This is a genomic window from Mesorhizobium sp. YL-MeA3-2017, assembly GCF_030814575.1.
In the GTDB taxonomy this organism is placed as follows: domain Bacteria; phylum Pseudomonadota; class Alphaproteobacteria; order Rhizobiales; family Rhizobiaceae; genus Mesorhizobium; species Mesorhizobium terrae.
In genome coordinates this window covers 2347133-2366295 of sequence record NZ_JAUSVH010000001.1, presented here as the reverse complement: position 1 = coordinate 2366295, position 19163 = coordinate 2347133, and the positions used below count along the sequence as shown (strand labels likewise).

The window sequence follows — 19163 nt, the reverse complement described above, 5'->3', positions numbered from 1 at the left end:
GCTGCGAATGACTGTCGATCTTCTCTATCACGACCCGGCCCTTGTCGATTTTTATGACCTCATGAACACCGGCGATGCCGAACTGAGGCGTTGCATGGCGCTGGCCGGCGAGGCACGGTCGGTGCTCGATCTCGGCTGCGGCACCGGGCAACTGGCGGTGGCGCTTGCCGACGGGCGCGCTGTTGTGGGTGTCGATCCGGCCGCCGCAATGCTGGATGTCGCGCGCCGTCGCCCCGGCGGCGACAAGGTGCATTGGGTCGAGGCCGATGCGCGCACCGTTCGCCTCGGGCGCACCTTCGATCTCATCGTTCTGACTGGGCACGCATTCCAGGTCTTTCTGACCCAGGAAGATCGGTTGGCAGTCCTGCGGACGATCGCCGCGCACCTTGCGCCCGGCGGGCATTTTCTGTTCGACACGCGCAATCCGAAGATCGAGGAATGGCGTGAATGGACGCCAGAGCGGTCGCAGGAGACGGTGCAGCATCCGCGCTTCGGCACGGTGAAGAGTTGGAATGACGTGCGCATGGATGCGGTCGATGTCGCGACCTACTGGACCTATTACGAGATCGCCGCGACAGGCCAGCTGCTGACGGCGAAATCGAAGATCGCATTTCCGTCCCAGGAAGAGGTCGCCTCGGCCATCGAGACGGCCGGGCTTGCGGTCGAAACCTGGTTTGGCGACTGGCAGGGTGGCGCCTGTACGCCGACAGCGCGCGAGATCATCCCGTTCGGCCGACTGCGCTGAGACACTACCTCAGCGTAGCGGTCGATTTGACGATCAGGCGGTCTTGGCCACCGTTTCGCTCAGCCATGTGCCGATCTTGGCGCCGAGCCTGTCGGGCGAGATCGGTTTGGCGAGATAATCGTCCATGCCCGCCTCGATGCATTTGTCGCGGTCGCCCTTCAGCGCATGCGCTGTCACGCCGATGATCGGTGTGCGGGTGCAGTTGACGGCCTCGGTCGCGCGGATGGCGCGGGTTGCCTCGTAGCCGTTCATCTCGGGCATCGAGACATCCATGAGGATCAGCCTCGGGTTCAGCGTCTTGTACATCTCGACGGCCGTGCGGCCATTGGCGGCGATGCGATAGCTCAGGCCCAGCCCGTTCAGAATCTGGCCGAAGACGAGCTGGTTCACCTCGTTGTCCTCGGCGATCAGGATGTCGACGGGGCGGGCAGGATTCGCAATCGTCTCGGGCTTGGGCAACGAAGGCGGTGTGCCGCGAATGACGGTGAAGGCCGGCTGCGTTGGAGCCAGCACGGCGGGCGTGGCTTCGCGCACGAAATGCGCCTTGCCGGCCTGGCTGCGGGCCTTCTGGATGACCGCGATGACCGTGCCCAACAATACCGCCGAACGCGAGGGTTTGGTGAGGTGGGCAGCGATGCCGAAATCCAGGATCAACTTGGCGAAGTCGACCTGGTCGACCGAGGTGAGCAGGATGACCGGGATGGACGACAGGCGGCTGTCGGCAGAGATCGCCTTGGCGACATCGGCGCCGTTCATGCCGGGCATCTGGTAGTCGAGAATGACGCAATCCACCGACGCGCCGAGCTGATTGGCGCGATCGAGGAAGGCCAGGCCGACGGCGCCGCTTTCGGCGGCCGCGCAGTCGAAACTCCAGCTGCGCAGCTGCTCCAGCAGGATCTCGCGATTGACCGGATTGTCGTCGATGACCAGCACGCGGGCGCCGGTGACGTCCACCGGCACGATCTCGTTGTCGCCGCTTCCCTCGTGCACGGGCAACGGCACCGAGAACCAGAACACGGAGCCGCGTCCGATCTCGCTTTCGACGCCGATCTGGCCGTCCATCAGGTCGACCAGCCTGGCCGCGATGGCAAGGCCAAGGCCGGTGCCTTCGTGGCGGCGCGTCGATGAGGAATCCACCTGCGCGAATTTCTCGAACACGTTCTGCAGCTTGTCGGCCGGGATGCCGATGCCGGTATCCTCGACGCGTACCTTGAGCTGGGCGATGCCGTCGGCGGCGTCACCCGATACGTCGATCAGCACATGGCCCTTCTCGGTGAATTTCACGGCATTGCCGAGCAGGTTGGTGATGATCTGCCGGAAGCGGCCGACATCGCCGACGACATGGTGTGGCAGGCGCGGGTCGACACGCACGATCAATTCCAGGTTCTTTTCGGCGACGCGGGCCGAAACCAGCGTGGCGACGTCCTCGACCGCCTCGGCAAGAGGAAACGGTGCAGGGTCGAGCGTCAGCTGGCCGGCATTGATCTTCGAGAAATCGAGGATGTCGTTGATGATGGTGAGCAGCGCGTTGCCCGACTTGACGATGACGTCGGTGAAGGTCTTCTGACGCGGATTGAGCTCGGTCTTGGCAAGCAATTCGGCCATACCGAGCACGCCGTTCATCGGCGTGCGGATTTCATGGCTCATATTGGCGAGGAATTCCGACTTGGCGCGGTCGGCTGCCTCGGCCTTGAACAGCGACTCGGCGGTTTCGGCAAAGGCGCGGCGGATAGCCTTTTCCATCGGGCGGAAGATCCAGACGCCGACGGCGATCATGGCGGCGCAGAGCAACAGGCTCGTCCACAAAAGCAGGTTTTCGCTGCGCGTTTCGGCCATGCGGCGCTCGACATCCATGGCCGAGCGGGCGCGCGCCAGCATGGGCTGGGCGAACAGATCGTTCTGGTTGCGGATCTCGCGGTAATTCCAGTCCTCGGCCCGGGTGGCGCCGATCATCAGATCGAAGTTGCGCAGGATGTCGCGCGCCGACCACAGGAGGTAGCCGTTGACGGAGGCGGCATTCAGTTCGTCCTGCGTCTGCTTGGTCAGCTTCGGCGTGATGGCGGTGAGTTCGGCGCTGAGCGCTTGCATGCCGGTGTTGAGGCGCTGCGCGTGATCCTTGGCCGAACCGGCGAGTGCATCGCGGGTGTTCGGGTTCCAAGTGCTGACAGCGGTTTCGGCGAAACCGGTGGCATTGTTCAGATCGCGGGCGAAGGCGACGATGTGGCTGCTCAAAAGGTCGATCTCGGACCGGTAGGAACCGGCGCGATTGAGCACGATGATGGTGCCGGTGACGGCCAGCGCCAGTATCAGCAAACCGGAAAGATAACGGGTCCGGATGGACCGGATGAAAGAAGAATACTCAGGCATGCGTAACCCCACCCATACGCGCCGTTTAACGGCCGGGATTACGCTCTATTACCATTAACATTTCGTTCCGGGCTGGAAGGCGGCTCAGTTGCTACGGATCGCCACGAAATGCGCGGCCGCTTTCAGCAATGCTGCCTGTTCGCCATAGGGCTCGAGCAGTGCATGGGCCTGTTCCACGAGCCCGCTCAACTGTCGTCGCGCCCAGGCCTCGCCATGCAAGGCGACCAGCGTTGCCTTGCCGGCGGCGGCATCCTTCCCGGTTGCCTTGCCCATGGTACCGGCATCGGCGGTCAGGTCGAGGAGGTCGTCGGCAAGCTGGAAGGCGAGGCCTATGGCAGAGCCGAACTCGGCAAGCCTCTCGCGGTCGCTTGCGGAAGCTCCGGTCAGCACCGCACCCGCCTCGCAGGCAAAGCGGATCAACGCACCGGTCTTCATGGCCTGCAGCCGAATGATGCCGGCCTCGTCGGGGGCAGACGTCTCTGCTTCGATATCCAGCATCTGGCCGCCGACCATGCCGCCGCTGCCGGCGGCGCGGGCGAGCGCCAGTACCAATGACGCGCGACGATCGGCTGGCAGGCCTAACGCCTCGTCGGCTAGCGTGTCGAAGGCCAATGTCAACAGGCCGTCGCCGGCGAGAATGGCGGTCGCCTCGTCGAAGGCCTTGTGCACGGTGGGCTGGCCGCGGCGCAGATCGTCGTCATCCATGGCCGGCAGGTCGTCATGGATCAGCGAATAGCAATGCACGCATTCGAGCGCGGCGGCGACGGTCAGTGCCGGCGCTTCGTCATGGTCGGGTGCCAGCAGGGCAGCACTTTCCAGGACCAGAAAAGGGCGCAGGCGCTTGCCGCCATTCAGCACACCGTGGCGCATGGCGGCCAACAGACGCCGTGGCCGCGCAATCTCGCCCGACAAAGGGCGGTCGTCGAGCAATGCGCGCAGCCGCGCTTCAACCTGGTCGGCGCGCGCCATAAGCGCCGCCTCGAAAGGGATAAGGTTCCGCGCTGCCATGGCGGCGAGCGGTAGCCGACACTCAGACATTGCGCAAGAAGCCAAGCGCCTTTATGCCGAAGCAGCAGTGACAGGATTGGGCGGGTGGCAGAGCCGATCACCGATCACGATACCGAAGGGTTGGACATGGCGTCGCGACCGAGGAGCAGACGCGGTGACTACCGGCGCCTGCTCTGGCGTGCGTTGCGTGTCGCGGTCGTGCTCGCGCTGATTCCGGCCGTGCTGACCTTTCTCTACATGCCCTCTTTCGTGCACCCCGTGTCGACGCTGATGCTGAAAGACCTTGCAACTTTCTCCGGCTACGACCGTCGCTGGGTTTCGATCGACGACGTGGCGCCGGTGCTGGCCAATTCCGTCATCATGTCTGAGGACGGCCAGTTCTGTTCCCATCATGGCGTCGATCTGGGTGAACTCAAGGGTGTCGTCGATGATGCCATGGCCGGCGAAATCACGCGCGGCGCTTCCACCATCACCATGCAGACGGTGAAGAACCTGTTCCTGTGGTCGCGGCCGCTGGGCAGCGTGCGCAAGGTGGTCGAGCTGCCGCTGGCTGTTTATTTCGACGCGCTGATGTCGAAGCGGCGCATCATGGAAATCTATCTCAACATCGCCGAATGGGGGCCTGGCATCTATGGTATCGAGGCGGCGGCGCGCTATCATTTCGGCGTCTCGGCCAAAAACCTGTCGCGGCGGCAGGCGGCGCTGCTGGCGGTGGCGTTGCCCAATCCGATCACGCGCGATCCTGGCAAGCCAGGGCCGGGACTTCGGCGATTGGCCGCGCTTATCGAACGCCGTGCGGCTCGAGCTGGCGCCTATGTCGGCTGTCTTGATTGAGCCGGTTCAAAAAAAGTAATCGCGACACTGGCCAAAAGGCCGGCAGCCGTGTATAGGCACGCAACTTTCTTCTAGAACTCGGCCGTAAGCGGCCCTTTCACCAGGGCGACGCGGGCCATTGACCGAATGAATGGAGCATATCCATGGCTGTGCCGAAACGAAAGACTTCCCCGTCCAAGCGCGGCATGCGCCGTGCAGCCGACGCGCTCAAGGCCCCGACCTATGTCGAGGACAAGAATTCCGGCGAAATGCGCCGCCCGCACCATGTTGACCTGAAGACCGGCATGTATCGTGGCCGCCAGGTTCTGGAGCCGAAGGAAAGCTGATCGCTTTCCCTACGGGTGAATCAAAAAAGACCGGCTATTGGCCGGTTTTTTTTGCGTTTAGGCGACTGCGAGGAAATCAGCCCGCGTCGGCGACGAGGCCTGCAGCCTCGATGCCCGCGATAGCGGCTGCCTCGTCATTGTCGGAGGTGTCGCCGGAAATGCCGACGGCACCGATCACGGTGCCCGAGCCGTCGCGGATCAGCACGCCGCCGACCACCGGCAAGATCCTGCCGCCGGACAGGTCGGAAACGCCCGCGGTCAGATGCGGCCGCTCCTTGGCGACGGCTTCGACACGGCGCCCGCCCATGCCGACGGCGAGCGCAGCATAGGCCTTGCCGGACGACATCTGCGGGCGCAGGAAGGAAGCGCCGTCCTGGCGCTGAAAGGCGACGAGATGGCCGCCCGTATCGAGCACCGAGACGCCCAGCGGCTTGAGGCCTAGCGCCGCTGCCTTGGCAAAGGCGCCCTCGATAATGCGATTGGCCTGGTCGAGCGGAAAGCTGGTCATGCGCGGGCTCCTGCGTTTCGGGGCGGTGGCTCGGCTCTGCCGGCGCCAATGCCCGATCTTCCGGCCCACATCCCTGGCGAGCAAGGTGCGTTCGGCTTGAAACAGCTTCGCGCCGCCATGCATCGTGGCGGTCGGTGTGTCGTGGCTAAGAAGCCTTGCGCAACTGCGCGTCCACCACCGCCTGATAGGCCGCCTGCAGCCGCGCCCGCACGGTGGCGTCCACCGGCTTCGGCGTGCCGATGCCGAGATGTTCGCAGCGCAACTCGTCCATGAAATCCTGCCACAGCGCCATGCCGCCTTCCTCCAGGATCTTGGCGCGGATGGACAGTTCCTCGCTGACCGGTAGCCAGACACGGCCCCAGGCGCCGAGTTGCGCCAGGATCGGTATCAGGGTGATCGACATCTCGGTCAGGCTGTAGATCGCCTTCTGCTTGTGCGTAGGGTCATCAGCCTTTGTCAGCATGCCGAGTTCGACGAGCCGTTTCAGCCGGTCCGCCAATATGTTGGAGGCGATGCCCTCGATCGAGCCGTTGAGCAGTTCGCGGAAATGGCGACGTCCGCCGAAGATGATGTCGCGCAGGATGATCAGGCTCCAGCGATCGCCGAAGACCTCCAACGACAGATTGATGGGACAACCCGACCGCAAATCCATAGCCATATCAGCCTCCAAAAAACCAGTTGCATTATGCTATCAGTGTCATTATGGTGCAACCAATTGCAAAACGCAATCAGTTTGACGGCCGTGGCGAAGTTTTGCCGCGGAATGATGCCGCGCGTCGCGAGGGCGGGCTCGTACAGACGAAATCGGCAGCGCGGCGGTTAACCGGAAGAACGATCTCCAAGGTGGGATCATATGGAGAAGGACGATGAACGAACGCGTTTTCCACGACACGATCCTGATCGAGCGGCTGTTTCCGGCAACTCCTGCCGATGTGTTCGCGGCACTTGCCGATGTCGAAGCGCGGCAACGCTGGGGAAAGCCATCAGACGACACCGCGCTGGTCTACGATCGGGCGGATTTTCGCGTCGGTGGGACCGATGTCGGCCATTGCGGACCGCAGGGAAATCTCATCTACCGGATCGAGACTTCCTACCACGACATTGTGCCGGACCGGAGGATCGTCTCGACAGAGGCGGTCCACGAGAATGCCAAGCCACTGTCGGTCGCGCTGCTCAGCGTGGTGCTTGAGCCCGCAGGTGGCGGCACGAAGCTGACCTTTACCGCCCAGATCACCGCCTTTGGCAGCGAAGCCATGATTGCCGGCAACAGAGCCGGCTTCACCGCCGCGTTCGGCCGGCTTGCCAGCGAATTTCAACATCTTTCAACGGGAGAAGAGCCATGAGCGATCGTTCCATCGAACATGCCACGTTCACCATCGAGCGCATCTATCCGGCCACGCCGTCGAAGATTTTCCATGCCCTGTCGGACAAGGCCGCGAAACGGCGCTGGTTCGCGGATGCCGATGGCGGGAATGCCGGCACATACGAGTTCGATTTTCGCATTGGCGGCCGCGAGGTGTTTTCCGGCGGCCAGCCCGGCGGGCCGGTCTATACGTTCGATGCCGTCTATCGTGACATCGTGCCGGAAGAGCGCATCGTCTACGCCTACGACATGTTCATGGACGGCAAGCGCATCTCGGTGTCACTGGCGACGATCGAACTCGCACCGCATGGCGAAGGCACGCGGCTGGTCTTTACCGAACAGGCCAGCTTTCTCGACGGGCTCGACAAGCCGGAGTACCGGGAGGAAGGGACAGCCGACCTGCTGGACCTGCTTGGTAAGGCGGCCGGCAATCTCTGAAGGATATGATCGCAGGCAATTGCGATTGGCGCGGGCCCGGCCGGCGGGGCATGCGCCTGCAAATATCGATCCAGGTCAGTCTTCCCAGAACTGGTCGAGCCAGAGGTTGAGTTTGAAGAAACCGCCGTTGGCGACAGCATAGACCCGGCGCGTGCCTTCTGGCTTGGCGCTGACCAATCCCGCCTCGAGCAGAACCTTCAGATGCTGGGAAACCGCGGGCCTCGAAACGGGCAAGCCGGAGGCCAATTCGTTCACCGTTTTGGGCCCCCGCCTTAATTCCTCCAGAAGATAACGCCGGTTTGGATCAGCAATGGCGACGAAAGCATCGGAAAGCATCATGCCTCATTTGTGAGGCAAGTTGCATTAAATCTCAACAGGGAACGTTTAAGTTGTTTCGGCTTTTGTGCGGGGGTCGAGGCGAACGGCTTCGGGCGTGACGGCACGGTCCGCCGGCTGGGTCTTGAAGGCCTCGCGCGCTTCGATCGGAACCGGGGCGCGGCGGCTGATGCGCAAGGCGGTGTAACCGGCCAGAGCGAGATGCGCGAAGGCTGTCGCCAGGAATAGGCCCTCGGGTCTCAGCCATCCCATCAGGGCTGCGGCAAGCATCGGCCCGATCATCGTGCCGAAGCCGTAGAGCATGAGCAGGCCGCCCGAAACCTTGACGAATTCCTCCGGCGCAGCGTGATCGTTGGCATGGGCCACCGCGATTGAATAAAGCGTATAGGCAAAAGCGCCATAGGCGGCGGTGAAGGCGATGACCAGTGTGCTGTTCCGGAACTGGAACAGGAACATGACGACTGCGCAGAGTGCCGCGCCGACGGCGGCGGCTACCAGCACGTAGCGGCGGTCGGTGCGGTCGGAAACGCGTCCGGCTGGAATTTGCATGGCGGCACCCGCCACCACAACCAGGCTCATCATCAGGGCGATCTGCGCGGTCGAGATGCCGATGCGTGCGCCATAGACCGCGCCCAGCGTGCCCCAGGCGCCATTGGCGATGCCAATGAGCAGGCAGGCCACCGCCGAAACCGGCGAGTTGGCGTAGAGCGCTTTCAAATCAAGCTTCACATCCTGCAAAGGCTTGGGATGCGCGGCGCTGGAGACAGCGGTCGGTAGCAGCGACAGGCAGAAGAAGATGCCGGTGATCATGAACAGCGAAGCCGATTTGACGTCGCCGCCGGCAACGATCATCTGGCCTCCCATGATCGAAGCATATGTGACCATCATATAGAGGCCGAAGACGGTGCCACGGTTTTCGTTGGTGGCCTTTTCATTGAGCCAACTTTCGATGACCATGAAGGCGCCTGCCATGGTGAAGCCGGTGAAGGCACGCAGCGCGATCCAGACATATTCGTCGATCAACAATCCGGTCAAAAGGGCGATGATGGCACCGCTGGCGGCGAAGGCGCCAAAGGCTCGGACATGGCCGGCGCGGCGCACCAGGCGCGGTGCGAAATAACAGCCGGCGACGAAACCGCTCGCCCAGGCGGTGCCCATCAGGCCGAGGGCCGCAGTCGAAAACCCCTCAGCCTGACCGCGCAGCGGCAAGAGCAGGCCGTGCAGGCCGGACGCAGCAAGCAGGAAAGCGGTGCCGCGAAGCAAAGAGAGGATCGGACGGTAGGCTGCGAACATCGAAACAGTCCATTGCTCGAATCAGTGTGGGCGACGGGCAGTGGGGACTATGTTTTCAGGCTTTTCAGCGGCGTTGTACCGCCGTTGCGACGATCAGCGGCGAAACAGCGCCTCGGCCGCTGATTTGCTGGTGCCTTTGTTGGTCAATTCCGCTTCCAGCCGGACGATTTCGTCCCGCAGAAGCCCGATGCGCTCGGTCAACTCTCCGACCGACAGCAACGCCAGATCCTGCCCGATGGCGTGCACCGGTGCCTTTTTGGTGGGTTCGTCGTCGAAGATTGCCATCGTCGCTCCTCCCTTTTGCTGTTTGCCTCGTCGGGCAATCCGCATAGATAGGGGAAGCATACATGGGGCAGGGGGCAAAATCATCCCGCCGTGCGCGCGGAGGAAAATGGCAAGGATCATGGTGAACGGACAGAAAATCCCGGAAAAAATGATGGCGGTGGCGATCTCCACCCCCGGCGGACCGTTGGTGCTCAAGCCGGAAAAGCGCGATGTGCCGACGCCAGGCGAGGGCGAAATTCTGATCCGCGTCCATGCTGCGGGCGTCAACCGGCCGGATGTGTTGCAGCGCAAGGGTGCCTATCCGCCGCCGCCGGGCGCCTCCGATCTGCCTGGCCTCGAAGTGGCCGGCGAAGTGGCAGCACTTGGCGCGGGTGCATCGCGCTGGCGCGTCGGCGACCAGGTCTGCGCGCTCACGCCGGGCGGCGGTTATGCCGAATATGCCAAGGTGCATGCGTCCAACGCGCTGCCTTTGCCGGCCGGGTTCACCTACACCGAGGCGGCTGCCGTGCCGGAGACCTATTTCACCGTGTGGCACAATGTCTTCGAGCGCGGCGCGCTGAAGACCGGAGAGACACTGCTTGTGCATGGCGGCTCGTCAGGCATCGGCACCACCGCGATCCAGCTTGCCTCGGCGATGGGCGCCTATGTGATTGCCACCGCCGGCAGCACCGAGAAATGCGAAGCCTGCCTGAAGCTCGGCGCCGACCGCGCCGTCAACTACCGCGAGGAGGATTTCGTCAAGGCGGTGAAGGAGGCGACGGATGGCAAGGGCGCCGACGTCATCCTCGACATGGTCGGTGGCGACTATGTCGGCCGCAACTATGACGCGGCGGCGATCGAGGGACGCATCGTGCAGATCGCGACGCAGCATGGCGCCGTTGCCCAGGCTGATTTCTCAAAGCTGATGGTCAAGCGGTTGGTCCATACGGGCTCGACGCTGCGGCCCCGTACGGTCGAATTCAAGGGCGCCGTCGCCGCGGCGCTGGAAACGCAAGTCTGGCCGCTGCTTGCTACCCGGCGGGTGGCGCCGGTGATGGACATGATCTTTCCGCTCAGGGAAGCCTGGCGCGCCCATGAGCGGATGGAAGAAGGCGACAACATCGGCAAGATCGTGCTCGACGTCGGCTGAGGCCGCTCAGGCTTCTCGACATCTGCGAAAGGACCGGCCGTCGAAGGCCGGTCCGGCAAAATGGTTTTCAACTTGCCTCAAGCAGGTTGCGGATGCCTCGGCGTGACGCTGTAGGCGCAACGACGGGCGCCGGCCAGAATATGATCCCGCCGCTCGACCAAAACGTCTTGGCCGAGGATTTCCTGGAAAATAGCCAGCTCAGACCGGCAGAAATTCTGGCAGGTGGTGGCGGCGACGCAGATCGGACAATGGTTTTCGATCAGCATGAAAGCGCCGTTTTCTTCGCGCCATTCGGCCATATAGCCTTCGCGCGAGCGGATATCGGCGAGTTTCGACACGCGGTCCTTGATGTCGGCGATGCCGTCCATCTCGCGCTTGTAGTTTGCCAGCGTTTCGCTCTCGCGCGCATCGATCAACTTGTCCAGGCCGGCCAGCCCGAACGTTGTCCGTACCGCGCGCAGCAACTGCACCGTCAGTTCGGCATGCGCGTCAGGGAAGCGGGCATTGCCGGCCTCGGTGAGCTGCCACAACTGAACCGGACGGCCGACGCCGCGCACTTCCGAATGCGGCTCGGCGAGACCTTCGGCGGCGAGCTTGCCGAGTTGCTGGCGGGCGTTTTCGCCGGTCGTTCCCAACGCCCTGCCAAGATCGGCCGCGGTTTGTGGGCCGCGTGTCTTCAAAAGCGTCAGCAGCCGGTCCGCCACGGGACGCGGAAGATTACGCCATTTTTCCAAGTCGTCGCTTGACATATTAAGCAGGTGCTCGATATTTAACCAAGTCTTCTCTTTGAAAATAATCAAAGGCGAAGGCTGGCGCAAGCCCGCCTCGCCAGAGGAACTTCCCATGTCTCAACAGGAAACAGGCTGGGGTGCTTTGCTCTCCGGCACCAACGCGATCCGTTCGCTGGCTCTGGCCGGCGGCGTCGCGCTGCACGCCATCAATGTCTATGTCGCCACCACCATCCTGCCCTCGGTGGTCAAGGACATTGGCGGCATCGACTATTACGCTTGGAACACGACGATTTTCGTCGCCACCTCCATTCTCGGTTCGGCGCTTTCGGCAAGGCTGCTCGGGCTCGCCGGCCCTCGTGGCGCCTATCTCGTCGCGGCGCTGATCTTTGCACTGGGCACACTGATCTGCGGCTTTGCACCGTCCATGCCGGCCTTGCTCGCCGGCCGAGCCGTGCAGGGTTTCGGCGGTGGTTTCCTTTTTGCCTTGTCCTACGCCATGATCCGCATCGTCTTCCCCGAAACGTTGTGGCCGCGTGCCATGGGGCTGGTGTCGGGCATGTGGGGCGTGGCGACACTGATCGGACCGGCCATCGGCGGCATCTTCGCCGAATATGGCGTGTGGCGGGCGGCGTTCTGGTCGCTTGCGCCAGTAGCCGTTCTGTTCGCCGTGATGGCGGTTGCCATTCTGCCGGGGCGTAGTCCCGACAGGAACGAGCGCACGACGGTGCCTGTCCTGCAGCTTGTCTTGCTGATCGGTGCCGTGCTTGCGGTGTCGGCCGGCAGCGTTTCGCCCGATCCGATCCATAACCTGCTTGGTCTCGGCGCGGCCATCGTGCTCGTCGCGCTGCTGATCGGCGTCGAGAGCCGCGCCCGCAACAGGCTGTTGCCGCGCGGTGCGTTCCGGCCGTCAACGGCGCTGGGAGCTCTGTTTGCGACGATGGCGCTGCTCGGTGTCACCGTGACCGGGTCCGAAATCTTCGTCCCGCTGTTCCTGCAAGTGCTTTACCAGCAGACGCCGCTCATTGCCGGCTACCTCGCCGCCGTAATGTCGGCCGGCTGGACATTGGGATCGATCTCGAGTTCCGGCGCCCAGGGCAAGGGCATCGATCGCGCCATCTTTGCCGCTCCGCTGCTCAGCTTCGTGGGAATGGCGGCGCTTGCCGTGCTCTTCCCGCTCGGCAGTGGCCAGGATTGGCTGCTTCTGGCACCGATCTGTGTCGCCTTCGCCGCCATCGGCCTTGGTGTCGGCATCGCATGGCCGCATATCCTGACGCGCATCTTCAAGGCCGCGCCAGCCGACGAACAGGACATCACGTCGGCCTCCATCTCCACCGTGACACTGTTTGCCACGGCATTTGGCGCGGCACTGGCCGGCATGGTGGCCAATCTTGGCGGCCTGATCGACCCGGGCGGCGTGACCGGCACGGCGAGCGCTTCACGGTGGCTGTTCGGTCTGTTCGCCCTGGCTCCGCTGGTCTGTTTCCTCACCGTCCGGCAGGTGGCGCGTACATGCCCGGTGAAGAATAGCGGAGCGGCGATCGCCGTCGAGCCAGGAGCCGCCTGAACGGACAATCGTCGCGTTGGTAAACGGCCGGCCCGGAAACGGGCCGGCCGTTTACCTTTTGGTGATGTTGCAATGCAGCAAAGCATTGCTGCCATGCAAAAGCGTCTGTTCAACAAATGGGCAGGAATGCCTATTTGAACGCCATACGAAGAGATTGTGAAAATTAGGAGGGACAGATGAATCTGATCCGCAGCTACAAGAATTGGCGCCGTTACAACCAGACCGTTCGCGAACTGAGCCGTCTCAACAACCGCGAGCTGGACGATCTCGGCATCAGCCGCGCTGACATCGAGCGTGTCGCTCGCGCGGCCGTCTAAGCAGAGCCGACGTTTGGCGCGACTTCAATCGCGTCGCCGGTTCCGAACCCGCTGGACCCAGTCCGGCGGGTTTTGTCTTTTCCGGGCTGGATATTTCTCACCGGCTCCGGTTGTTCCGTTCAAAAAAATGGCCACGGCGCGAAGCCGTGGCCATTTTCGCTCGGGCGGGAGGCACCCGGGGCAGGGAACTCAATTGATGGTGGCGATGTTGCCAAGCCGCAGGAACAAGGTCTCGCCTGAGGAATTGTCGACGCCGTCATTGTCGGTAACGACATAGGCATCACCGACCTTGTCGATGGTGAAGCCCTCGACCTTGTCGACGACATAACCGTTGGTGGCCGCCTTCATGTCGGGCAGCAGGTCGCGCACCAGTGTCTTTTCGACCACCGGCAATTCGCCGCCGAGCTTGGCCGGCTTGAAGCCGTCTAGGCCAACGCCGTAGATGCGCTTCACCTTGGCCTCGGTGCCGATCTGATTGTCGCGCTCGATGACGTAGAGCTTGCCGTTGTGGGCGGTGATCTCCGACAGCCCCATCCAGCCCTTGCTCGCCTTTTCCAGCGGGTAGCGCACGGCGGCCCATTCCTTGGTCTTTGGCTTGTAAGCGAGCAGCTTGACCTGACCGTTGGGGTCGTCCTTCCACTCACGCTGCACCGCAGCCACCAAGGTGAGGTCGTCGCCTTCGCCGATGGTAGTGATGCCTTCGAGGCCGAAACGGGTCTCGTTGGGCAGCAATTCGGTCGGGAAAGCGATCTCCTGCTTGATCTCGCCCTTGTCGTCGACGCGATAAATGGCGTGTGGCACCAGCTTCTCGCTGTTGCCCTCCGATGCCAGCCAGAAACCGCCCTTGCCGTCTGGGGCGATGCCTTCAAGGTCAAGCTTCTGAGCGGGGTTGCCGCCACGGGTCACAACGGTCTTGGCAACGATCCTGGCCGGCGTTTGAGTGGCGTCGATCGTATAGATCGAGGGCTGTGCGGCGTAAGCTGAATCCGAAACCGAGTAAAGCTTGCCGGCGGTCTCGGGATCGGCGGCGAGTGCCGAGAGTGCACCCCAGCCGAGCGGCACGCCCCTGTCGGTCAGGCCGGCGGAGATCATCGGATAGGCCGGTTTGCCCTCGGCGCGTTCGTAGATCATGACATGAGAGCGAGCGCCGCCATCCTCGATGAGATCGGTCTCATTGGCGGTGACGAAGAGGTTGCGCGCCGGAATGGCGAGCAGACCTTCCGGGCCAATGCCCGAGGGCAGTGCCTGCAGGAACTTCGGCGCAGCGCCCGTATCCTGGTAGACACCGACCAGCGAGGCACGTTCGGCGCCGACGAAGACAAGCTTCTGGCCGCCATAGGTGCCGACTTCCATGCCTTCCGGCTCGATGCCCTTCTTGTTGCGGTGCTCCGGATAGTGGCCGAGATTGGCGGCCTCGTATTCGAAGCTGGTGCCGGATTCGTAGAGCACCTCGCCCTTCTTGGAAAATATGGTGAAGCCGCGCGAGCCGCCCTTGTAGTCACCCTCATTGGCGATCACGAGACGATCGTTATCCAGCCATTTCACGGCGTCGGGCTCGCGTAGTGCGTTCTCGATCTTGCCGGAGAAGTTCAGAGCGCCGTCTTTCTTGGTGTCGATGTTTTCAAGCGTCACCGAACCGGCCGAGAAATGCGAGACGAGAGCGCCGGTCGCGGCGTTGACCACGACGATGTGGTTGTTTTCCTGCAGCGTCAGCGCGATTTCGCCGGCGTCGTTGAAGGCGACGAATTCGGGTTCGGCATCCTCGGGGACGATCTCCGACAGGCCGGTGACCTCGACGGTCCTGATCGAAGCGCAATCCGGAACGCCGGCGGCGACCGAAACGATCTTGAGGTTGCCGGACGGCAGCTGCGGCATCGCGCCGTCGTTCAACTCTTCATCGCGCTCGTTCTCGATGGCGACGGCGAGATATTTGCCGTCCTTGCTCAGCGCCACCGAATCCGGTTGGCCGCCGAGATCGCAGCTTGCCTCGACCTTCCTGGTGGCGATGTCGATGACGGTCAGGTTGCCCTTGGGATCGGTTTTGCTCTTGGATGTGTTGACGCCGGCCAGCACCTTGCCGCCGGCAACGGTGACGGAGGTGGGTTCGCCGTCGATCTTGACGAGGCCGCCGGCCTTCGGGGCTTTCGGATCGGCGATGTCGACGAAGCCGACCGCGCCGTAGGGGCTGTCGGAATAGACCAGCGACTTGCCGTCATCTGTGGCGGCGATGATTTCGGCCGACGTCTTTGCCTTCTTGTCGGCAGCGGCTGGCAGGTTGGAAGCGACCGGGAAGGTGGCAATGCGATTGAACACCTGTTCCGCCTTCGCCGGTAGGGCAACAGAGGCGGCAAGAGCGGCGGTGAGCGCAATAAGGCAGGACGGACGAAGCATATTGGACCCCTCAAAATCGTATGTGGAAAAACGCCTTCCCAATTGGGGGAGGCGCATTTCACCGGGATGACGGGGACATGAAGCTTTGGTGACAATCGCGCGAACCGGTGCGCATTGGCTGCCGCCCAATGCGCGGTTCCGCAAAACCGTTGCGATCGGAGCCGTTAACAGCTATATACGCCCCGATTTCCCTTACTGGTGGCTCAAACCACCGCCCGCGCGGGAACGCGGGCGAACGAGAAGGATTTACCGCATGGCCAACACGCTGCTGATGCCCAAGGCGACTGCCGTCTGGCTGGTCGACAACACCGCGCTTTCCTTCGACCAGATCGCGCAGTTCTGTTCGCTGCACCCGCTCGAGGTGAAAGCGATCGCCGATGGCGATTCGGCGCAGGGCATCAAGGGCATGGACCCCGTCATCACCGGACAGCTCACCCGCGAGGAAATCGCGCGCGGCGAGAAGGACATAAACCATCGCCTGAAGCTGTCCGAGCCGAAGGTGCGGGTGCCGGAATCCAAGCGCAAGGGGCCGCGCTACACACCGCTGTCCAAGCGCCAGGATCGCCCGAACGCCATTCTGTGGCTTGTGCGCAACCATCCCGAGCTGAAGGACGCGCAGATCTCGCGCCTCGTCGGCACCACCAAGTCGACCATCGAGCAGATTCGCGAGCGCAAGCACTGGAACTCGGCCAATCTGGCGCCGATGGACCCGGTGACATTGGGCCTGTGTTCGCAGATCGACCTCGATCTCGAAGTGCAGCGCGCCTCGCGCGGCCGCGAACCGGTGCAGCCGATCGGCGACACGCTGCTGCCGGCAGCGCTCACCGAGCGCCTGGTGCCCGAGGCCGAAAAGCCGAAGGCCGAGGACGAGGAACTCGACGCCAACGCCGTCTTCGCCAAGCTCTCGGCGCTGAAGGGCAAAACCGAAGAAGACGACGAATAAGAACTGGAACTACGACCTCCTCAAACGAGGAGGTCGTGCCGTTCATGCGCCTCTTGCCGTCGGGCCCATGCCATAGGCTTCGCTGCGCTCGACGGCACGATAGAAATCGGCGAGCTGTTTGCCGCGTTCGGGCTTGAACAGGCGGTTGGCAATGATGACTGAAGCGATGCGGTCGATGCGGAAGGCGCGGAAATCGTCGCGCATCTCGCACCAGGCGACCAACGTCCACACCTTGCCCCAGAACCAGAGCCCGAGCGGCCGCACGTCGCGCGCCGTGCTGCGGCCGGCTTCGTCATTGTAGTCAATGGTCAGAACCTGCCGCTTCTCGATCGAGCGTTCGATGATATCGATCGCTTCGCGCGCGGCGTCGCTCACCACCCACATCGGCGTGTGGATTTCAGTGCGCGCGATGCGGTCCTTTTCAGTATCGGGCAACACCGCGCCGATCTTGACCAGGGCTTCGTCGGCAGCGCGGGCCATAGTGGCCCCACCAAAGGCGCGCACCATGCGGGCACCGGCTACCAGCGCCACAATCTCGTCTCTGGTGAACATGAGCGGGGGAAGATCGAACCCCTCCCTCATCATGTAACCGACACCGGCCTCGCCATCGATCGGCACGCCGGTCGATTGCAGGTCAGCGATATCGCGGTAGATCGTACGCTCGGACACTTCGAGCCAAGCGCCGAGCTTCTGTGCAGTGACCAAGCGGCCGCCGCGCAGATGCTGGACGATCTGGAAAAGCCTATCGGCACGTCGCATCGTTCGTATCCTCGGTTCCTACGGGTCGAGCCCTTCGCGGCGGCGCTGCTCATCAACCAGTTTGGCGCCAAGCGACAATTTCTTCGTTGTCGGCGTCCTTGAGCTGAGCACTCGCCAGAAGGGCGTGATGTCGGCGAGCGCGGTTCCGCGCTCGAGATCTTCCAAGGCCGCCTCCGCAACGGTACGCAAATGGTAGCCGATGGTGACCGGGCATGTCACTTCGGCGCCGTGTTCGACGGCAAGCGCGGTCCGCAACGCCCTTACATCCATCTCGACCCCTTTCGGGATCGAGCGGATGAACTCATCCACTTGCCGCGGCGTCGGCACCAACATCGGCTGGCCCTCGACCACGTCACTCATGGTGCGTGGCGTCGGCCGAATGCCATTGATGCCAGCCGTGTTCAGCCTGTCTGTCCAGCTTTTGACCATCAAGTTATCCGTTCATACGAACAAACCGAAGCTGTTGCCGTCCGGATCGAGGCAATAGGCGAAATGCCCGGATGGCACTTGGATGATTTCCGAGACGACCTCGCCGCCGTGGACCTTGACGCGTTCGAGCGCATCCTCGAGCGGCGCGGCCACAGCGAGATGAATGGTACCACCGGTGCCACGTGGCGCCGGCTTGCCGGGATAGACATGGCCGGAGGCAGCCTGATCCTTTGCCGCGAACAAGGCGATGGGGTTTGGTCCCATCGTCTCGAGCGACAGCGTGTTTTGCAGCACTGCACCATAGAAGGCCTGTGCGCGATCCATGTCGGTCACCGGAATTTCAAACCAGATAGCCGCTTTCGGCGGAACAAAATCAGTCACGTCCAAACCCCCCCCGTTTTACAACGCTGTCAGTATGGCATTGGCCTCCTGACAGCATATTGTCAGGAGCTTTCACCGTACTCCCGGGCAAACAAGGCGCGCATCTCAGTCAATTCGTCATGCTTGTCGGGATAGAGCGCTTCGATGAACTCCTTGGCGAAGGTGCCAGGTGCCGAACCCGGTGCGGAAACGACGTTGCCGTCGGCAACCGCATTCGGCACGTCGCGATAGCGCTCGACGCCGGCATAGTCGGGTAGATGTGTCAGGATCCAGTCGCGGCCGTTGCTGGTGTGCGTTCTGCCTTCGAAAACGCCAGCGCGGGCAAGCGGTAGCGTTCCCGCACAGATACCACCGATCACGCCACGGCGCATCGCCACGGCATCGACAAGGCTGGAAACATCGGGAGCCTTGTCGCCAGTCCATACATCGGAACCGATCACTGCAATGGCATCGAGGTCATGATTGTCGGCCACGGTAGCCGAACGGTGCGGCGACAGCCGAAATCCGCTTGCGGACGTGACAGGCTGGCCATCAGGTGTGATCGAAACGGCTTGCGCTCCGAACCATTCGACAGCAGAGGCCGACAAAAGACCATATTCCCAATCGGCGAACCGGTCGATGAACACGAAGCCAATCTTTTTTCCATTTGGCATAATTCTCTCCCCTCTTTAGACCGCGCCGTGCCCACGACAGCCACATCACAAATAATCAATGGCCAAATGCCCAGGCGCAGAAGAGCATTCCCTTGGGGTATGCGCAGCCGCGGTTTCCTTACTTGGGTGCGACAACCTGTCAATCCAAGGGCTTGCCGAAAAAAGTCAGTCAATCCTCGCGCCGCTTGAACCCGGCATACATATCGGGCCAGCCGATATCAGCGCGGATATCGGGCGAAAGGCTGTTGAGCAGGCGCTCGGTGCGGATCTCATTGCGCAGCGTGCGGATCTTGCCGACATAGCGCTGCACTGAGCTGACGATGGCGAAACGGGTCATGGCGGCCTCCTTTGTTTTGATGGAGG

At 62.7% G+C, this 19163-nt stretch carries 23 protein-coding genes; 9 read left to right on the top strand and 14 right to left on the bottom strand.

Annotated elements, in window-relative coordinates; genetic code table 11:
- Positions 1–7 precede the first annotated feature (7 nt).
- Entirely contained in the window at positions 8–745 is a 738-nt protein-coding gene (locus tag QFZ88_RS11110; RefSeq protein WP_024922774.1) for a class I SAM-dependent methyltransferase, read from the top strand.
- Positions 746–778: 33 nt separating this feature from the next.
- Here the strand turns inward: QFZ88_RS11110 and QFZ88_RS11105 are convergent, their stop codons facing one another.
- Both QFZ88_RS11105 and QFZ88_RS11100 read right to left on the bottom strand, forming a co-directional pair.
- Positions 779–3112 (bottom strand): response regulator, encoded by a 2334-nt coding sequence (locus QFZ88_RS11105; RefSeq protein ID WP_024922773.1) that lies wholly within the window; start codon positions 3110–3112, stop codon positions 779–781.
- An 84-nt stretch (positions 3113–3196) separates the two neighbouring features.
- Positions 3197–4120, bottom strand: coding sequence for a polyprenyl synthetase family protein (locus tag QFZ88_RS11100; protein ID WP_024922772.1), 924 nt, complete (start codon positions 4118–4120; stop codon positions 3197–3199).
- Between the two features lie 75 nt (positions 4121–4195).
- Here QFZ88_RS11100 and mtgA point away from each other — a divergent pair, with 75 nt between their 5' ends.
- Complete coding sequence (gene mtgA / locus QFZ88_RS11095) at positions 4196–4954, top strand: monofunctional biosynthetic peptidoglycan transglycosylase (protein WP_024922771.1); 759 nt, start codon at positions 4196–4198, stop codon at positions 4952–4954.
- 143 nt (positions 4955–5097) lie between these two features.
- Positions 5098–5280, top strand: coding sequence for a 50S ribosomal protein L32 (rpmF, locus tag QFZ88_RS11090; RefSeq protein ID WP_024922770.1), 183 nt, complete (start codon positions 5098–5100; stop codon positions 5278–5280).
- Positions 5281–5356: 76 nt separating this feature from the next.
- Here the strand turns inward: rpmF and QFZ88_RS11085 are convergent, their stop codons facing one another.
- The gene (locus QFZ88_RS11085) at positions 5357–5788 is read right to left on the bottom strand and encodes a GlcG/HbpS family heme-binding protein (protein ID WP_024922769.1); all 432 of its coding nucleotides are present in this window, start codon (positions 5786–5788) and stop codon (positions 5357–5359) included.
- 145 nt (positions 5789–5933) lie between these two features.
- Positions 5934–6446, bottom strand: a complete 513-nt coding sequence (locus QFZ88_RS11080; RefSeq protein WP_024922768.1) for a winged helix-turn-helix transcriptional regulator — start codon at positions 6444–6446, stop codon at positions 5934–5936.
- 208 nt (positions 6447–6654) lie between these two features.
- On the opposite strand from QFZ88_RS11080, the gene QFZ88_RS11075 reads away from it, so the two are divergent.
- Together QFZ88_RS11075 and QFZ88_RS11070 are read left to right on the top strand one after the other, a co-directional pair.
- A complete protein-coding gene (locus QFZ88_RS11075; RefSeq protein WP_024922767.1) occupies positions 6655–7131 on the top strand; it encodes an SRPBCC domain-containing protein in 477 nt (158 codons plus the stop codon).
- Complete coding sequence (locus QFZ88_RS11070) at positions 7128–7589, top strand: SRPBCC family protein (RefSeq protein WP_024922766.1); 462 nt, start codon at positions 7128–7130, stop codon at positions 7587–7589. The genes QFZ88_RS11075 and QFZ88_RS11070 overlap by 4 nt, the downstream gene beginning before the upstream one ends.
- A gap of 75 nt (positions 7590–7664) precedes the next feature.
- Here QFZ88_RS11070 and QFZ88_RS11065 read toward each other — a convergent pair whose 3' ends face one another.
- The 3 genes from QFZ88_RS11065 to QFZ88_RS11055 form a co-directional block, all read right to left on the bottom strand.
- On the bottom strand, positions 7665–7928 hold the full coding sequence (locus QFZ88_RS11065; protein ID WP_024922765.1) for an ArsR/SmtB family transcription factor: 264 nt from the start codon (positions 7926–7928) through the stop codon (positions 7665–7667).
- Between the two features lie 45 nt (positions 7929–7973).
- Complete coding sequence (locus QFZ88_RS11060; RefSeq protein ID WP_024922764.1) at positions 7974–9218, bottom strand: MFS transporter; 1245 nt, start codon at positions 9216–9218, stop codon at positions 7974–7976.
- 93 nt (positions 9219–9311) lie between these two features.
- Entirely contained in the window at positions 9312–9503 is a 192-nt protein-coding gene (locus QFZ88_RS11055; protein ID WP_024922763.1) for a DUF1192 domain-containing protein, read from the bottom strand.
- 118 nt (positions 9504–9621) lie between these two features.
- Between QFZ88_RS11055 and QFZ88_RS11050 the strand changes: the two genes are divergently transcribed.
- A complete protein-coding gene (locus tag QFZ88_RS11050; protein ID WP_024922762.1) occupies positions 9622–10632 on the top strand; it encodes an NAD(P)H-quinone oxidoreductase in 1011 nt (336 codons plus the stop codon).
- A gap of 77 nt (positions 10633–10709) precedes the next feature.
- On the opposite strand, the gene QFZ88_RS11045 is transcribed toward QFZ88_RS11050, so the two are convergent.
- Positions 10710–11381 carry a helix-turn-helix transcriptional regulator gene (locus QFZ88_RS11045; RefSeq protein ID WP_024922761.1) on the bottom strand — a complete coding sequence of 224 codons (672 nt, stop codon included), beginning with the start codon at positions 11379–11381 and terminating at the stop codon, positions 10710–10712.
- A 94-nt stretch (positions 11382–11475) separates the two neighbouring features.
- Here QFZ88_RS11045 and QFZ88_RS11040 point away from each other — a divergent pair, with 94 nt between their 5' ends.
- Positions 11476–12927, top strand: a complete 1452-nt coding sequence (locus QFZ88_RS11040; protein ID WP_024922760.1) for an MFS transporter — start codon at positions 11476–11478, stop codon at positions 12925–12927.
- Positions 12928–13103: 176 nt separating this feature from the next.
- Positions 13104–13244 carry a DUF1127 domain-containing protein gene (locus tag QFZ88_RS11035; RefSeq protein WP_065998133.1) on the top strand — a complete coding sequence of 47 codons (141 nt, stop codon included), beginning with the start codon at positions 13104–13106 and terminating at the stop codon, positions 13242–13244.
- A gap of 189 nt (positions 13245–13433) precedes the next feature.
- Here the strand turns inward: QFZ88_RS11035 and QFZ88_RS11030 are convergent, their stop codons facing one another.
- A complete protein-coding gene (locus QFZ88_RS11030) occupies positions 13434–15635 on the bottom strand; it encodes an esterase-like activity of phytase family protein (protein WP_024922759.1) in 2202 nt (733 codons plus the stop codon).
- Positions 15636–15888: 253 nt separating this feature from the next.
- Between QFZ88_RS11030 and QFZ88_RS11025 the strand changes: the two genes are divergently transcribed.
- Positions 15889–16578: a DUF1013 domain-containing protein gene (locus QFZ88_RS11025; RefSeq protein WP_024922758.1), complete on the top strand. Its 690-nt coding sequence runs from the start codon at positions 15889–15891 to the stop codon at positions 16576–16578.
- A gap of 42 nt (positions 16579–16620) precedes the next feature.
- Here QFZ88_RS11025 and QFZ88_RS11020 read toward each other — a convergent pair whose 3' ends face one another.
- The 5 genes from QFZ88_RS11020 to QFZ88_RS11000 form a co-directional block, all read right to left on the bottom strand.
- A complete protein-coding gene (locus QFZ88_RS11020) occupies positions 16621–17337 on the bottom strand; it encodes a helix-turn-helix transcriptional regulator (RefSeq protein WP_024922757.1) in 717 nt (238 codons plus the stop codon).
- An 18-nt stretch (positions 17338–17355) separates the two neighbouring features.
- Entirely contained in the window at positions 17356–17766 is a 411-nt protein-coding gene (locus tag QFZ88_RS11015) for a hypothetical protein (RefSeq protein ID WP_024922756.1), read from the bottom strand.
- A 12-nt stretch (positions 17767–17778) separates the two neighbouring features.
- Positions 17779–18147 carry a VOC family protein gene (locus tag QFZ88_RS11010; protein WP_024922755.1) on the bottom strand — a complete coding sequence of 123 codons (369 nt, stop codon included), beginning with the start codon at positions 18145–18147 and terminating at the stop codon, positions 17779–17781.
- A 62-nt stretch (positions 18148–18209) separates the two neighbouring features.
- Entirely contained in the window at positions 18210–18800 is a 591-nt protein-coding gene (locus QFZ88_RS11005; RefSeq protein ID WP_024922754.1) for a DJ-1/PfpI family protein, read from the bottom strand.
- A gap of 169 nt (positions 18801–18969) precedes the next feature.
- A complete protein-coding gene (locus tag QFZ88_RS11000) occupies positions 18970–19137 on the bottom strand; it encodes a hypothetical protein (protein ID WP_162835312.1) in 168 nt (55 codons plus the stop codon).
- Between the last annotated feature and the right edge of the window lie 26 nt (positions 19138–19163).